This is a genomic window from Pedobacter albus (assembly GCF_036324255.1).
GTDB classification, from domain to species: domain Bacteria; phylum Bacteroidota; class Bacteroidia; order Sphingobacteriales; family Sphingobacteriaceae; genus Pedobacter; species Pedobacter albus.
The window spans coordinates 1,040,799-1,056,617 of the sequence record NZ_JAZDQT010000001.1; the positions used below are offsets into that span (position 1 = coordinate 1,040,799).

13 protein-coding genes and 1 riboswitch are annotated in these 15,819 nt (G+C 43.9%); of the genes, 4 read left to right on the plus strand and 9 right to left on the minus strand.

Translation table 11 applies throughout. From position 1 onward, the window contains the following. Positions 1-52: 52 nt before the first annotated feature. The 3 genes from VRU48_RS04455 (at position 53) to VRU48_RS04465 (ending at position 3,511) form a co-directional block, all read left to right on the plus strand. A complete protein-coding gene (locus VRU48_RS04455; protein ID WP_330106720.1) occupies positions 53-2,221 on the plus strand; it encodes a S46 family peptidase in 2,169 nt (722 codons plus the stop codon). Between the two features lie 64 nt (positions 2,222-2,285). After that, positions 2,286-2,534 (plus strand): hypothetical protein, encoded by a 249-nt coding sequence (locus tag VRU48_RS04460; protein WP_330106721.1) that lies wholly within the window; start codon positions 2,286-2,288, stop codon positions 2,532-2,534. Positions 2,535-2,869: 335 nt separating this feature from the next. Then, entirely contained in the window at positions 2,870-3,511 is a 642-nt protein-coding gene (locus VRU48_RS04465; RefSeq protein ID WP_330106722.1) for a hypothetical protein, read from the plus strand. 7 nt (positions 3,512-3,518) lie between these two features. Here VRU48_RS04465 and VRU48_RS04470 read toward each other — a convergent pair whose 3' ends face one another. The 9 genes from VRU48_RS04470 to VRU48_RS04510 form a co-directional block, all read right to left on the minus strand. Continuing rightward, the gene (locus tag VRU48_RS04470; RefSeq protein ID WP_330106723.1) at positions 3,519-4,220 is read right to left on the minus strand and encodes a Dph6-related ATP pyrophosphatase; all 702 of its coding nucleotides are present in this window, start codon (positions 4,218-4,220) and stop codon (positions 3,519-3,521) included. Continuing rightward, positions 4,213-4,905, minus strand: a complete 693-nt coding sequence (locus VRU48_RS04475; protein ID WP_330106724.1) for an SIR2 family NAD-dependent protein deacylase — start codon at positions 4,903-4,905, stop codon at positions 4,213-4,215. Before VRU48_RS04475 ends, VRU48_RS04470 begins: the two co-directional genes overlap by 8 nt. 224 nt (positions 4,906-5,129) lie before the next feature. Beyond that, positions 5,130-5,714 (minus strand): DUF6580 family putative transport protein, encoded by a 585-nt coding sequence (locus VRU48_RS04480; RefSeq protein WP_330106725.1) that lies wholly within the window; start codon positions 5,712-5,714, stop codon positions 5,130-5,132. 66 nt (positions 5,715-5,780) lie between these two features. After that, on the minus strand, positions 5,781-6,878 hold the full coding sequence (locus tag VRU48_RS04485) for a DUF5074 domain-containing protein (protein WP_330106726.1): 1,098 nt from the start codon (positions 6,876-6,878) through the stop codon (positions 5,781-5,783). A gap of 82 nt (positions 6,879-6,960) precedes the next feature. Further along, positions 6,961-8,097 carry a PKD-like domain-containing protein gene (locus tag VRU48_RS04490; protein ID WP_330106727.1) on the minus strand — a complete coding sequence of 379 codons (1,137 nt, stop codon included), beginning with the start codon at positions 8,095-8,097 and terminating at the stop codon, positions 6,961-6,963. Positions 8,098-8,134: 37 nt separating this feature from the next. After that, positions 8,135-9,094, minus strand: coding sequence for a PKD domain-containing protein (locus VRU48_RS04495; protein WP_330106728.1), 960 nt, complete (start codon positions 9,092-9,094; stop codon positions 8,135-8,137). A gap of 1 nt (position 9,095) precedes the next feature. After that, a complete protein-coding gene (locus tag VRU48_RS04500) occupies positions 9,096-10,235 on the minus strand; it encodes a YncE family protein (RefSeq protein WP_330106729.1) in 1,140 nt (379 codons plus the stop codon). 11 nt (positions 10,236-10,246) lie between these two features. Next, complete coding sequence (locus tag VRU48_RS04505; protein WP_330106730.1) at positions 10,247-11,380, minus strand: YncE family protein; 1,134 nt, start codon at positions 11,378-11,380, stop codon at positions 10,247-10,249. Then, positions 11,377-13,416 (minus strand): TonB-dependent receptor plug domain-containing protein, encoded by a 2,040-nt coding sequence (locus tag VRU48_RS04510; RefSeq protein WP_330106731.1) that lies wholly within the window; start codon positions 13,414-13,416, stop codon positions 11,377-11,379. Before VRU48_RS04510 ends, VRU48_RS04505 begins: the two co-directional genes overlap by 4 nt. Before the next feature lie 89 nt (positions 13,417-13,505). Then, positions 13,506-13,694, minus strand: a riboswitch (cobalamin riboswitch). 496 nt (positions 13,695-14,190) lie between these two features. Here VRU48_RS04510 and VRU48_RS04515 point away from each other — a divergent pair. Beyond that, positions 14,191-15,447, plus strand: coding sequence for a serine hydrolase (locus VRU48_RS04515; RefSeq protein WP_330106732.1), 1,257 nt, complete (start codon positions 14,191-14,193; stop codon positions 15,445-15,447). The last annotated feature ends 372 nt before the right edge of the window (positions 15,448-15,819 follow it).

The following is a 15,819-nucleotide window of genomic DNA, read 5'->3' on the forward strand; positions in this document are numbered from 1 at the left end:
AGGTTAAACAAATTGATTAGCTTTGGCTCGTACTACCCTAACACGAAGTGAAATGAATAAAAAATCCTTACTGATTACTTTACTGCTCTGCGCTGCCATAGGCCAATTCGCCTACCGTGCACCCGAAGAGGGCATGTTTCCCCTGAGCGAAATCCACAAAGTTGACCTGAAAAAAGCAGGCCTTAAAATAGACCAGAACGAAGTTTACAATCCGAACGGAATCAGTTTGGTAGATGCCCTTGTCAATGTAGGCGGCTGTACGGGTTCTTTTGTATCGGACCAAGGGCTGATTATTACCAATCACCACTGCGCCTTTAGCGCGGTACAACTGGCCAGCACACCCGAGCACGACTATCTGAACAATGGCTTTGTAGCCAAAACCCATGAAGAAGAAATTGAGGCAAAAGGACTAACTTGCCGTATTACTGATAGTTATGAAGATGTTTCCGATAAGGTTCTAGGCGCAGTAGCCAACATCAGCGATCCGGCTACCCGACTGCAACTCATCAATAACGCCATGAAGAATTTGGCTTTAGAGGCTGAGAAAAAAGACCCTAGCATCAAAGCCGAGGTATCAGAAATGTTTATCGGCAAAAGCTATGTACTGTTTAAATACAAAACCATTCAAGACGTACGCTTGGTTTATGTGCCCGATCGTCGCATTGGCGAATTTGGTGGCGAAACCGATAACTGGGTTTGGCCACGCCACACCGGCGACTACTCTTTTATGCGTGCTTATGTTGCCAAAGATGGTTCGCCAGCCAAATACTCGAAAGACAACGTGCCTTACACCCCTAAAAAGTTCCTGAAAGTAAACGCTAAAGGAACCAACGAAGAAGATTTCGTGTTCATTTTGGGTTATCCGGGCAAAACTTTCCGCCACCGTCCGGCGCAGTTCATCAATTATCAGCAACAGTTTTTATTGCCTTACGTATCGCAATTGTACGATTTCCAAAACAGCACAATGGAAAGCGTAGGCAAAAAAGACAAAGCTACCGAACTTAAACTCGCCACCCGTATCAAAAGAAATGCCAACGTAATGAAAAACTACAGGGGCAAACTTAAAGGCATTAAAGGCATCGATTTGGTGGCTCAGAAAAAGCAGGAAGATGCGGCTTTGGCTACTTTCATCAATTCGAATGTTGACGTAAAGGCTCAATACGGCAATTTGATGAGCGATATAGACCAACTGTACCAACAGATTAACGGCGACGCCAACAGGGACCTTTGGCTGGGGCAAATCTACACCTCTACCAGCCTGCTCAATATGGCCAAGCAACTTAACGCCTTTAAAAGCGATTTAGAGGCACAACCAAGCGCCCAGAAGGAAAACTACTTCAACAGCAATATTGCCAAGCTTAAACAGTCTTTAAATACCGTTTACGAGGCTTACGATATTGATGTAGACCGCAGGATATTGAAGAAAATGATGATGGATGCCACAGCCTTCTCCGCCAACCAAAGAGTAAGTGCGGTAGACAAAATCACCAACCGTGGCACCAACAACGAAAACATGGTCAACGATTTCATTAACGACGCCTTTGGGCTGAGTCGCCTGAAAGACCAGAACTACGTATTCAACAACATCCTGAAATCGGCCAAATCGGTTAACGACTACAACGACGGGATTTTATTGTTCGAAAAGGGCATTGCCGAACAAATTGCCACGCTTAAGCCTGAAAAAGACCGTAGAGATGGCGTACTGAACAAGTTAATGGGCGATTATGTAAACGTCAAAGAGAAGTTTCTGAAGAAAGACTTCATACCTGACGCCAACAGCACGCTAAGGCTTACCTATGGCCATGTGCGTGGCTACTCGCCTGCCGATGCCAGTTACATGGCACCCTACACCACCATTAAAGGCATTTTAGAAAAAGGCGCCACCGGAAATCCCGAATTCAATTATCCGCAGCAGATCAGGTCGCTTTGGGAAGCCAAGGATTTTGGACCATTTGCCAAAAAAGAGCTGAACGATGTTCCTGTAGCTTTCCTTTACAACATGGACACTACCGGAGGCAATTCAGGTTCTCCAATCATGAACGCTTACGGCGAATTGATTGGTGTGAATTTTGACCGCGCCTACGAAGCTACCATCAACGACTATGCCTGGAACGAAAGCTACAGCCGCTCTATCGGCGTAGACATCAGGTACGTACTTTGGGTAGCGCAAAAAATTGACCATGCCGATTTTCTATTGAAGGAAATGGGCGTTAAACTTTAAACAAAAACAGGCGATAATGGCGAGGCAAAGGCTTCGCCATTTTGCCATAAAAAAAACATAACACATGAGGATAGTTGCCGAATTGCCACACCCGAATTTCAAGATCACCCTGTTTAGCATGAACCAGAAATACATTGTCAAATTTGAACAGGGACAACTGGAACAAAGCTACAAATTAGCCGAGCTCGACCTGATGGGAGGAGGAGCAAACGAAGTTTTCCAAATGCTTGATGAGGAGTTTTTAAACACAGTTACCGAGCGTTTCAAAACCATGCGAAGTGATTTCTCCGCTGCCTACCAAAGAAAACAGTAATCATTCACTTAAGAAGTATAACTAACTGTAAAATAAGGAGTTTAATTTCAATACAGAATATTATTCTTTATTTTTAACTACCTAGACCCTATTTCAATAACCCAAATTAAAACAATTACTTCATGATAATAATTATAACTTATTGATAATAAATAAATTATAATAACAAACAGAACATTATTCTGGTTACTATTTTAGCCAAATAAATGCAAAGTTTGCCCAAAGAAGACCATCTTTGGGCATTTTTTGTTTTTGCGCCATGAGTACCATTGCTACCTAGCCAACCAAACAAAACACTGCCTATGCTGTTGTATTTAAACAGCAAAAACTATCGAATGAAAAAATATATTATGGCAATAGCCTGTAGCTTATTGGCCTGTATAACGGCCACACTGAAAGCACAGGATTCTCCTACCCGACAGGATAAACTTTACAGCATGAGTGGCATCGGCTTCTCTTTTCCAGTTGGGGAAAGCACGGATTATTTAAAGCCCAAATTTTCTACATCGTTAGGTTTAAATTTAGGGCTCGGCAACAAAGGTCTTTTCCTTTATCCCAAGGTAAGTTTGCATGCTTACGGTTACCAGGAATTAAACCCTGATGAAGGCTATACCCATTCGTTAAAAAAAGCGAGAACTACCACCTACCTGCTCAACTTGGCTTTGGGCTATCGGCATATCAACGGTAAATTTGCCTGGTACGGCTTTGCCGGTGGCGGTGGCGGGATTATCCTTACCCCACGCGTTACCATCGATCAAAGCGGGCACTTGGCTACGCTCGACAACAAAAGCAACGGCATGGGCATGATAGAAGCCGGATTGGGCACAGAATACAATATTGGCGGGGCTTCACTCTTTATCGAGGCCAGCTACATGCAGGGTTTCAGCAAAATACAGAACCGCAGCTTTAGCGCCGTACCACTTACGGTAGGCATTAAACCCAACCTGAGCAAGCTGTTCAATAAAAAGAACAAATAAGCGCTTGCTAATCGGCAGGGATAAGATCGATATACCAATATCCCGTAGGCAGGTCTTCTTGGTTAAATTTAGGGAAAGCCTTAAAAACCTTTTCGCCTAAGGTAAAATTAATCGGTTTTTCGAAAATGGGGCCATCAAACACAAAAGTGTGAAACTCTCCATTTTCGCCACAAGGATCGACATAGTTGGGCAGGTCATCCAAAAATTGGTGGTCTATTACCCGTCCACAAAAATCCTGCAGTCCATCTTCGGCTCCTACTACAATGGTTTTATACCCCAATTCTATAAAATCCCGTACCAGTTCCAAACTATCGCCCTTCCATAGCGGAAAAACGGCCAACATACCAAGCTGTCCCAATTGGTTTTCCCGATAGACCTTCAAATCCTCCAAAAAAATATCTCCAAATATGGCATGGCTAATGCCTTCTTCTTTAAGCTTGCTCAGTTGTCCTCCCATAATCTGCTCATAAATTTCCATGTTGGGCATTTCGGGCAATCTTACTTGCAGCAGGTTGAGCTTTAGGCTTTCTACTTGTGCTATCAAAAGTTCCTCTCTTACGCCGTGCATGGCAATACGATTAAAGGAATCGTTTAGCGTGGTGAGCAAATAGCTGATTTCGAATTCTTTTTGTTGTAATACATAGTGAAGGGCCAGCGTACTGTCTTTCCCTCCGCTCCAGTTAAATACGGCTTTTTTGCGATTAGACATGTTGTTTTAATAAATCGGCAGCCACTTTTAAGCCTATAGTAGCAGATTTTTCAATTTTGATCAAATTGTGATAGCGCTCTACCGATGGGATTTTAGGATCGATAATATATTTAGGTACATGTTTGGGTATATAGTCAATTAATCCAGCGGCCGGATAGACGGCCAGCGAGGTGCCTACCAGCATAAACAGGTCGGCAGTTGCACAAATATTGGCCGCGGTTTCAATCATGGGCACAGCTTCGCCAAACCAAACCACATGAGGCCTTAGCTGCGAGCCTAGTTCGCACAATTCGCCCATTTTAATTTCGTTGCCGGTTATGGGATAAACAAGCGCTGGGTTTTGATCGGATTGCGCCAGGGTAATGAGTCCATGCAAATGGACAATCTGGCTAGAACCTGCCCTTTCGTGCAGGTCGTCTATGTTTTGGGTAATGATATGGACATCAAAATGGGCTTCAAGTTTGGCCAGTTCCAGATGCGCTTCATTGGGCAGGGCTGCGCGTACCTGCTTGCGGCGTTCGTTATAAAACTGCTGTACCAATACCGGATTCCAATCCCAAGCCTCTGGCGTAGCCACTTCCCTCACGTTATAGCCTTCCCATAGTCCGTCAGAATCCCTGAAGGTTTTAAGGCCGCTTTCTGCGCTGATGCCTGCTCCCGTTAAAACTACTAGTCTTTTTTTCATCACTATTTTTTCGTGGCGATGAAATTGCACATTGCTGCAAACGGAAATCATTGGCATTACCCTATTTACGGATATTTGCCCATGGCAGTTTCATCGGTTTATACGCTTATCGCTCAAAAGCCGGCGAGGGTTGCTAGTCATATTGGCGGCTTTGAATCTGCTAATTTAAACAAAAAGCCCCTTTGCACGCTAGTACAAAAGGGCTTCTTCGAATATTTTATTTGTTACGAGTGTACAATATCTCTTTTTAGGCTCAAAACAGGGTATTTCGCTTTTAAACTTTCGAATACGCCAAACATCAAAGCCGTATAGGCCAAGGTTCCGTAAAGGAAGTTGAGCTCAAAAGGAATAGCGGCTACCAGGCAGGCCCAAAAACCGGCCAAGGTTTGCGGATAGGTTGTAGAACCCAGCCAAACACCGAAATCGGAAACGATCCAGTGTATAAAAACTACAGCCAAGCTAGCTACAAACAGATTTTGGATGTTTACTTTTTTAATCAAAACCCTACCTACCAATACCATCAGCGCAAAGGCGATATAGGTATAGTACCATCCCTGATAAAAACCATAGTCTTTGCCCATCACCTGTGCAAGGCCGATATCGCTCAATAACAAAACGAGCATAGGCAAGGCAAAGGCATTAAACGTATTTTTGAAATAAGCACCACCAAATAAGGCTACCGCACCAATTGCAGAGAAATTGGCAATGACTTTGAAATCTGGAGAAAGCGGCGCAATTACCCTTAATCCAATGATGACAACCATAAACAATAGCAGTACTAGTGTTCTCGAGTTAAACTTGTTTTCCATTATTCTTTATTTTACTCACAAAACTAGCTTATTTATCGATAATATAAAAGAGTTTAGTTTAAAGCCTTACTGATGGAACACGCTTAGCGAAGGAAAATAATACCCCTCGTAAGAGATAGTTTGCTTCAGGCTGCCATTGGGATCGTAAAAAAACAGGTTGTTGATGGCAAAATTAGCACCAAAACCCGATTGCACGGTTTGGATAACCAGCTGGTTTTGTCTGCCGTCGAAACCTATTCCTTTTCCATAAAATATTTGCTGCGCTGGATTGGTGATCAATGGTGCATCAACCGACGATTTATTGCCGTATACGTAACGATAAACTTCGTTACCACCGCTAAAGCTGGCATTTTTCAATACGTAAACCGTGTTTTCTTTAGTGGATGCCACTATAGAGCTCGGATGCCAGGCACCCCAGGCTGCATAGGTCGTAAATTTGAGGTCAACGCTATCTTTGGCCAAGGTTTGCGGATCAACCTCGTAAAGGTACTTGCCACCAGTATACCACACTTTCCCATTTGGTGTTTGGGCAAATCCCATGGTTACGCCTTTTACCTTTTGGTTTAGGCTATAATCGTCGGCGTTGAAAATCAGCATGCCATTGGTGGCGCTGTGCATAAAAATATATTTACCGGCCTTTAGCATATCGCCAATCTGGCCATCGGCTCCAACCAGTTTGCTGTAGGCGCTCATGGTTTTCAGGTTTACCATGTACACACCCGAAGAACTGCTCAAGAGCCCTGTATTTTGGTCGATGCCTAAAAAGGCTCGCCAATCATTGCCTCCCTTGGCCGCAATACGCCCCTTTTCTTTAAAAGTCAAGGCATCAACTACTACCATAGGTCCGCCAACCTTGCTCACCAGGTACATGTTGTTGTTGAAAATCGTCCCGAACTGTAAAGTAGAACTCGTGGGGTTTAAATCTTTGCTTGGGTTTTCGCGTTTAAAAATACTGTCGGTTATCTTTTTCGTGGTGTAGTCGTAAAAGCTGATTTCGCCGGTACCGTGTCCAAACCAGCCCTCGTTCACCATAAAAAAGCCGTTTTCGTATTTGCCCTGAACTACTGGAGCCGGTTCGTTAACTTGGTCTTTTTTACAGGAGAACAGCAAAAGTGCAGCCGAGGCTACACATAATAATGATTTGGATAGTGTAAATGGTTTCATTTGTGTTGATATTATTGTATGATAAGTGCAGTTAAAGGCTCCTCTGCCAGCAAACAGCACAGGAGCCCAAAGAAGGTATTGTCTATTTGATGTTTAAATCGGTAGCGCCTTTGATTTCTGTAGAAATTTCTCCCAAAAGGGTATTGCCTTTTTCATTCTGACCGGTATATACCTTTACAAAATCGATGGTTTTCAGTTCTACTTTTTTGCCGTTTTTATCTACGGCCCAGGAAATATCGAAGCCATTGTAGCGGTTATTCTGGTAATCGTCGCCAATAGACCAGCTGTCGGTATAGCCCCATGCAAAAGCCGAATTGATAAAGATGCTGCCATATTTGCCCCAGGTAGACCTGAGCAAGGTGCCTTTAAAAGTAAGCGTTTCTTGATTGGGTGCAAATTCTGGGTAGTAATTGTGTTTATGGAAGGTATTGATGTCTACCGAACCGCTGTTGCCCTGGTTGTCTGTCCAGGTTACATTGGCATAGGCCTTCGGATTTTTGTAGGTAATTTCGTAGTTCTTGATGGTAGCAGGGTCGTTGTATTCGCTTCCGGCCAATTCGTACCATTCGTCGTCGGGCAGGCCATTGCCATTCTTATCTTGGCTTACCATTACAATTCCGGGTTCGGCCCAAGGCGTTGTACCTCCTATCGGATTGCCATAAATGGCCAAATCGTAACCGGTTTGGTTGTTTACCGAGTGATCGAAACCAAAAACAACGTAACCGCCGTAGGCACCCAAGGTTAACAGGTTGTTGGTATTGCCAACCAGTTTTTGCGCTTGTTCTAACGAACCTACATTCGTTTCGTTAATGAACTGACCCGGCGCTGGCAAGTATTCGAAAACCTTGCTGATGTACTTGCTGCTGCTTGGCGTGGTGGCAACCACGGGAACCGGAACGGTGATTTTGTAGGTGTAGCTAAAGCTTCCGCCCTCGTTGGTGGCCTTATACACTAAAGTATAGGTACCCGCTACGGTTGGCGTAAAACTGTAGGTATAATCGGTGCCCACCACTTTTCCATCAAGTGTCCACTCGTTGCTAAAGGTTTCGCCATTGAGCGTGGTTACTTTAAAGGCATATTTTTCTGCCAATTTAACCGATACATCGGGATAAACGCTGCCCAAAATAGGCACCGGGGGTTTGGCCACATCGTTCTTTTTGCAGGACGATAGCACTGAAACAAATAAGGTAGCGAGCAATAGATAGTTAATGATTCTCATTTTTTTTTAGGATTAGCCTTGTCTTATAAATTAATTGTTATTTTTTCTGTTGTTGGTATAGCCGGATGTCGATGGCACCGGCAATTTCTGTCGATATTTCGCCGAGGTAGCGCGAACGCGGATTGGTAGTTACCGGATGATAGGGATTGCCATTGCAGTTTTGCGCAGTATACACCTTTACAAAATCGACCTGCGTTAATGCCACTTTTTTGCCGTTTCGGTCAACCGCCCAATCGATGTCGAAAGCATTGTAGCCCCTGCCCAAAAGGCTTTGCAAATTCAAATATTCCGGCGATCCACTGTCGGCATAACCAAAAGAAAACGGCAGATTGGTAATGAGGCCACCTTCGAGCAAGGTATTTTTGAGCAAGGTGCCCTCAAAAGAAAGCTGTGTTTCGTTGATCCAGTTTGGATAATAAGCCTGGTTGTGGTATGAATTCCTGAGCACATAGCCTTCATTACCCAGGTTATCCGTCCATCGGATATCATCGGCAAGCGTACTTGGCTTGTAGTAGGTAATTTTGTAGTTTTTTCGGGTTTCGGCTGCGTTGTATTCGCTACCTGCCAGTTCGTACCATTCGCCATCATCGGGCAAGCCGTTGTTATTAAGATCTTGCATTACGCAAACAATACCCGGTTCAGACCATTCGCCTCCATCGCCAATCAACGGATTGCCAAAAATGCCCAAATCTTTGCCGTTTTCGTTCTTAATCGGATGGTCGAAACCGAATACCACATAGCCTCCAAAAGCGCCCAACGACAACAGGCCGTTATCGCTGGCATCAATCAACGCATTGGCTTTGGCCAAAGTGCCATAGCTCGCATCGTTAATGAACTGGCCGGGTGCCGGCTTGTATTCGTATATTTTACTGATGTAGGCACTTTGTATGATTGGTGCCGGCTTTTCTTCTTCCTTGTTCTTTTTACAGGCAAGCACAAAGAGCAACAGCAACAATGCCGAACTTTTTAAGGCTCGTTTTAATGAATACTCCCTCATCTTATTTGTAGCTATAATTAAACACGGCATGTTGTGGCAATCCCGCAGTAGCGAAACTGTATTTCAGCTTGCCATCTTTTCCAAAAATGTAGGCTTGACCCGCGGAGGAATTGTAGTTCATGGCATCGGCAACTGCTACCGACTGGTCGAAACCATTTACGGTGAGGCCATAAGGCGTGGTTATTTTTGTTCCATCGGTAATCAGGCTGTTGCCCAATTTGCCAGTTGCCAAGTTGATGGCTTTAACGGCTGGATTGGTGTAAACATCCTGGCTTACCCAAGCTTGGTCTTTCACAATGTTTACAGCGCCCAAATCGTAAGATTCGGTTTGTACCACGGCATCGGTTGTACTGTTGATACGTACCAGAGATGGATTGTTGAAAATGATATAATCGTTCCAGGTAACCACATACAGATCGCCATTGGCAGCCGCGGCAATTCTCACCGGGTTATTGCCTACTTCAATATCCTTAACCTTGGTAAACGAAGCCAAATCGATAACCGTAACCTTGGTTTTTAAGCCGTTTGGATAAAAAGGATGCGATGAATTGGTTACGTATAATTTTCCGTTGGCCACTGCCAGTTCTTCGAGACCTTCGGCTTTGTTGGCGCCGTTCATGAGCTGCAGTTCGCCATCAACCGCCAAAGATGCTGTGTCAATGCGACTGATTTTGCCATCGTACCTCGATACATAAGCTTTGTTCCTGTAAAAAGTCACAAACCTTGGCATGTAGCCATCGTTGGCACTGTTAAACGAAATCCTTTTCAGTGATTTGCAGGTAGCGATATCGATAATGTCTACAAACGACTTGGCTTCGCCCTGGTTACCGGCCACCACACAGTACATTTTGCTGCCATAGGCTTTCAAATCGTTGGCCGTTTCGCCCAAATCGGTTTTGTTTACCTTTTTGTACCTATCTTTTTCTACGGTATTGGTAGCTATATCGTAGTAGGAAATGGCACTGTTGTTCATGCCCCAAAGGCCTTCGCAAAGCATATAAACGCCTTTAGTGCCTGCTATTTCCGGAACTTTTGGGATTGGTGCTGGTGTACGGTCCTTTTTACAGGAGCTGGCGAATAGTGTACCCCATAAAATGGCGATCACCATGGTTTTAAACTGTTTGTTGTGAATAGTTCTCATATCTGATTTAATTAATAAACAAAAGCAATGTGGGCTGGGATATCGCCAGTGGTAACAGACCATTTTAATTTGCCTAGCGCATTGTAGCAATGCAATTTGCCGGGTGTTACATAATCCTTGGCATCGGTTACGTATACATCTTTGCTCATCGGATTTACCGCGATTCCATAAGGGATTTTGATGTTTTTTTCGGTGCCGTCGGTTATAAATTTCTGGTCGAGCAGCATTTCGTTCTTTACATCGATCATGTGGTAGCTGATGGTGTTCTTGCCCTGGATATAGTTCCATTCGGTGCTGTACAAATAGGCCAAGTCTCCATCAATGGCCAAGTTGCTGGCCGCGATATCGAATACCTTTTTCACCCGATCGGTATGGGTATCGATCACAAACAAGCGCGATGGGATGGTGTAGTAATCGCCTCTCGAGGTTACATAGAGGTCGCCATAGCGATCGGCTTTTAGGCGATGCAGGTTAATGGCCACCTCAATGCGTTTGATTTCTTTGAAAGTAGTTAAATCGATAACCGAAACCGTACTTTCGTAGTTCGGCGGACTATAGCCTCCCGAATTGGCAATGTAAAGCTTATTGCCTATGATGGCCATTTCTTCGGGTTGCCGGCCTACCTCTACCGTCCTGTTAATGGTTAGCTTTGCCGTATCTATTTCGGCCACCATGCCATTGGGTGCTGTGGGGTCGCCTACCTTGCCCAAATAAGCACTTACATAAGCCTTGCCATTATTAAAGGTTACATAGCGGCAGTTGGTGATGTTGATTTGACCAATACGTTTACCTGTTTTTGCCTGCATCACTTCTACTTTGTTAGAAATATTGACCACTACGTACAATTTATTGCCATAAATGCCAATATCGTTGCCAACATCGCCCAGGCCTTTGGTTGCTTCGGGATTTACCTGGTTGTACAGGTTTCGGGTATAAATGCCATTCACCAGATCAAGGTAATCCAACGAAGCCTTGTTCATGTTCATGTTGCCTTCGTTAACCAAATAAAAACCTTTAATCGCCGAGGTGGGCTCGGGTTCTACCCTGCTGACTTCGGCTGGCAAAGGCATCGGATCTTTCCGGCAAGCCACGAAGCCTAGCACCAGAAAAACAATCAAAAGGCGATGTATTTTACTTTTGCTCATAGCTTAAAGTTTAGGGTTAAACGGTAATTCCTGCCGGGCATCGGAAAGTTTGGAATAACATCATAATACTGGTTAAGCAGGTTATTTACTTCTGCATTGAGGTTAAAACTGGCCTGTTTGAGCTTGAATTCGTAGCCCAAAGCCAGGTCGTGCGTGTACCAAGGCTCCATATAGTTGTAAATGATGTTGGCTTTTTGGTTATAGCGATAACCGGTGTAAATGAAACTGTAGTTGGCGCGCCAGTTGCGGTAATCGATTTTGGCCAAGAAAGAACCGCTGTGTTTAGGGATATAGGGAATCTGTTGCCTATAATTTTCTTCCGAGGGATCGGTTACATCAATGGCCTGTTGAAAAGTATAGTTGATGGCTGTACCAACGGCGAGTTCTTTTCCCAAACTCCAGCCGGTTTTTAGGTTCAGCTCTGCTCCTTTGATATCAACCCTGCCCAAATTGTACATGATCCAGCGGATCAGGTTGGCTCCAGGCTGTGCGATGATCTTGTCCTTAACCTGGTTGTAGTAAAAATCGGCCTGAACCTCTATAGAAGCAAGGCGCTGTTTTTTGAAGGAATTTTGATAGGTAAAACCCAAATCGTATTGCTTGGCAAACTCGGGTTTGAGTAAGGTATTGCCGATAAAGGTATAATAGAGATCGTTGAAGGTGGGCATCCTCAAAATATCCTTGTAAAAACCCCTCAGCCTGAAATTGGACTCTTCAAAAACCTTCCAAGAAAACAGCAAGGCCGGACTAAACACCTGTTTGTTTCCAGCCGAGCTGTACTCCCTTACCTCGTCGTTTACCGTGGTGCTCAATAGGTTGGCCTGCACTTCGAACCTTGGCAGTTTGAACGAGGAACTGAGCACATTTAAAAAGGTGTTTCGGCGAGGATAGGCAAATCGATAAAGATTGGCCTTAAGGTCTTGGTATTGGTAATCCGAAGCAAAAGATACTTGCCAGCTATCGGTGAGCTTGTAATTGGCCGATAGAGCAACATAAGCTTCCCTTTCATGAAAACGATTATCGAGAAAGCCGTTAAGGGTAATGTATTCTGGATCGAGAAAACGGGTATAATCGTAAGCCAGCTTCGTGTTGGCCAAAATCGTAAGGCGTTCTCCAAATTTTTGGGTTAAACTGCCTTGCGCAAAGAAATTTCTGTCCCAAATACGTTGGTTGTAATCGAATTTATTTGCTACAATAGCCCCTGGCAATCCCCTGTCAGACAAGAAGGAATAAAGCTGTGCATGCCATTTGCCCTGTTTGTTCAATTGGCCAAATAAGGCCGTTTCGAGCCTGAACCGGTTTACATCGCCATTGTTTCGTATCGCCGTGGTATCGTAAACACCGTTAGTATACCTAAATTTGTATTTTCCGTTGGCTTTGATGTATTCGCTGCTTACACTGGCCGAAAGATGGTCGCTGATTTTACGTTGGTAAACCAATGAAGGATTGATGAGGCCAAAATCGCCGGTTTTAAAATTAGCCGTGAGGTTGTATTTTTTATTGTCAAAAGCAGGAATGCGGGTTTTTAGGTAAATGGCGCTGGCCGAAGCATAACTTTTGGCCGGTTGCAGCTGTTCGTCGCTTTGGCCACTAACCAAGGCTATCTCTTCCAGGTTATCGAGCGAATATTTGCCCAAGTCTACCTGACCATTCTGCGCATTGCCCAACTGAATGCCGTCGTAGAAAACCGCAGTATGGTTGCTACCCATACTCCGTACATTAATGGTTTTAAGTCCACCAATGCCGCCATAGTCTTTAAGCTGCACACCCGAAAAATACCGAATGGCATCGGCAACCGACAAACTGTTGATTCGTTTGAGGTCTTGGGCGGTTAAAAGCTGTAGCGGAGCCGGCGACAGGCTTTGTCGGCTAACCCGGTATTCGTTTATTTTTACTTCTTGCAATTGGTTAACCTTGCCCAAGGTATCTGTGTTTTGGGCAAAGGCAATGCCTTGAAATGCGCAGAGCATTCCCACTACGGCGAAACCAATAAAAGCAACATAGCCTTCAAAAAAGGCCAATTTCTTTTTTGTCATTTTTGTTGTGAGTTAAACCCACAGCAAACAGAAATGAAGGAGCATGTATCAACAAGCATTTACTCCTAGCTTCAATCCCCGAAAGCTATGAAATCGTAATGCTAAAGGCAGGTCTTCTGACTTGCTCCCGGTTTCCGGCCTTCCCCTTTCTGATCGAAAAAGTGGCCAAGATTTGAAAACCGTTACAGAGCTTACAGCTGCGGGACAGTTACGGATTTACACCGTATTCCCTTTTAATCCCAATTCGAAAATCGGGAACCAAAAGCGATGCAAATATAGCCAAATTAGGCAGAGGTGCAAAAAAACGCAGACAGATGTTACAATTAGAGGGTCGGCTAAAGATTGTGATGGTTTTAACCGCAATCCTATCAAGCCAATAAGCTGTCTAGCTGTGGCTAACCAACAATACACTGCCAAGTCAATTTAAGCCTAGCCACAGCTAAACAGATTTGATAAGGCGTATTATGGCTCTTGTGTTATAGCTCTGTGTTATAGCTCTTGTTGGTGTTCTTCACCAACGGGAAAAGAAACATCTTTGTTTTACATTCTAACCTGTGGCTAATTACCAATACATCTTGTTAACCTAAACACAAGCATGGCGACAGCTAAACAGATTTGATGAAGCGTTTTATAGCTCTTTTGAAGCCATTGTTGGTGTTCTTCACCAACAAAAAAAGAAATATCCTCATTTTAAATCATAACCTGTGGCTAAGTTATCCGTACACCCACCGCGTCTGATTTTAAAACCCTATATTTAAACTTAAAAACAAGCCTATGCGCAACCTATCATCCCTTCTTTTATTATTGATCATCAGTATCCAAGCCATGGCACAACAAACCGACACCCTGTTCTTGGCAAAGCTCATGCAAGGCAAGCCCGAACTTTTTTCAGGTGTACTGAACCATCCCAACAAAAACGAAGTGCAGGTAATCTATACCCAGGTTAACCGCGACCAGCACAACAAGCCAAGCTTTAAGACCTTTAGCTATAACTTCAATCCGCAACGGTATTTTTATCCGGCCAGTACCGTTAAGTTGGCCGCCGTGGTCTTTGCGCTCGAAAAAGTAAATGCCTTGAAGAGCAAAGGCCTAAGTGCCGACCTCACCATGCTAACCGACAGCAACTTTAAAGGTCAAACCAAAGTATTGAAAGACGAAAGCGCACCCAACGGCAAGCCTTCGATAACGCATTACATCAAAAAGATACTCCTCACCAGTGATAACGACGCTTTTAATCGTTTGTTCGAATTTATTGGCAGGGCCGAAATCAATGCCAAGCTCAACAAATATGGCATGAACCACAGCCGTATTTTAAACAGGCTGGCCATTGGCGATGGTGGCGAACAGGCTAGGCATACCAATCCCATCGATTTTTACAAGGACGGAAAACTGGTTTACCATCAGGATGCCCAATACGATGATAAAGACTACCCCCTAACCCTAACCAACCTATTGGTGGGCAAGGGCTACATTGATAGCAAGGAGCAATTGGTAAACGAACCTTACAGCTTTGCCAACAAAAACGTATTTACGGTTGGCGACCAGCAATTGCTGATGAAACGCCTGATGATGCCCGAAGCATTTCCAGCCAAGGAAAGATTCAACCTCTCGCCTGCCGATTACCAGCTCATTTACACCTACATGAGCAAATTGCCAACAGAAAGCGATTACCCCAAGTACGACCCGAAGGAATTTTGGCCAACCTATGCCAAGATGTTGTACTACGGCCGAGAAAAAGAAGTGGCTTTAGACCCAAACATCAGGATTTTCAATAAATATGGTGATAGCTATGGCTACATTATCGACAATTCGTATTTCGTAGATTTCAAGAACAAGATCGAGTTTTTCTTAACGGCTGTTGTGCAATCGAACGAAGACGGCATTTACAACGACAGCAAATACGAATACGAAACCGTGTGCTATCCTTTTATGAAAAACCTGGGACGTACCATTTACGAGTATGAACTGAACCGTAACAAAAAACACTTGCCCAACTTGGACAAGTATAAAATGGACTACGGCAACAAATAACACTTCTACATTTTATCTTGCATAATAACCTGTGATTTAGTATATTAGAATTAACTAACCAAATTAATCACCCTAATTTTAAATCGCAAAGTTATGATCGGAAAAACTTTATCTAGAAATGAGATGAAACAGGTTGTTGGTGGCCTTTTTTCATGCGAAGCTTGTTTTAGCACTTGTCTTTACGACCCTTATGGACCAGGCGCAGGCTGTCCACCGGGAGGCAATTGTATTTTAAAAGAGTGCCCTTCTGTGCAATCGTTTTGCCCTAATTATGAAGAATACAGGTATTATTCGCGATGCGATTGGGAAGCCTAATCCCCTTAAAAACCCATGGGTATTTTTGATGAATACCAATTGGCCAAATACAAAAAA

Coding starts and splice junctions, on each gene's coding strand:
- VRU48_RS04455 (WP_330106720.1), top strand. CDS start 53: ATGAATAAAAAATCCTTACTGATTACTTTACTGCTCTGCGCTGCCATA.
- VRU48_RS04460 (WP_330106721.1), top strand. CDS start 2,286: ATGAGGATAGTTGCCGAATTGCCACACCCGAATTTCAAGATCACCCTG.
- VRU48_RS04465 (WP_330106722.1), top strand. CDS start 2,870: ATGAAAAAATATATTATGGCAATAGCCTGTAGCTTATTGGCCTGTATA.
- VRU48_RS04470 (WP_330106723.1), bottom strand. CDS start 4,220: ATGTCTAATCGCAAAAAAGCCGTATTTAACTGGAGCGGAGGGAAAGAC.
- VRU48_RS04475 (WP_330106724.1), bottom strand. CDS start 4,905: ATGAAAAAAAGACTAGTAGTTTTAACGGGAGCAGGCATCAGCGCAGAA.
- VRU48_RS04480 (WP_330106725.1), bottom strand. CDS start 5,714: ATGGAAAACAAGTTTAACTCGAGAACACTAGTACTGCTATTGTTTATG.
- VRU48_RS04485 (WP_330106726.1), bottom strand. CDS start 6,878: ATGAAACCATTTACACTATCCAAATCATTATTATGTGTAGCCTCGGCT.
- VRU48_RS04490 (WP_330106727.1), bottom strand. CDS start 8,097: ATGAGAATCATTAACTATCTATTGCTCGCTACCTTATTTGTTTCAGTG.
- VRU48_RS04495 (WP_330106728.1), bottom strand. CDS start 9,094: ATGAGGGAGTATTCATTAAAACGAGCCTTAAAAAGTTCGGCATTGTTG.
- VRU48_RS04500 (WP_330106729.1), bottom strand. CDS start 10,235: ATGAGAACTATTCACAACAAACAGTTTAAAACCATGGTGATCGCCATT.
- VRU48_RS04505 (WP_330106730.1), bottom strand. CDS start 11,380: ATGAGCAAAAGTAAAATACATCGCCTTTTGATTGTTTTTCTGGTGCTA.
- VRU48_RS04510 (WP_330106731.1), bottom strand. CDS start 13,416: ATGACAAAAAAGAAATTGGCCTTTTTTGAAGGCTATGTTGCTTTTATT.
- VRU48_RS04515 (WP_330106732.1), top strand. CDS start 14,191: ATGCGCAACCTATCATCCCTTCTTTTATTATTGATCATCAGTATCCAA.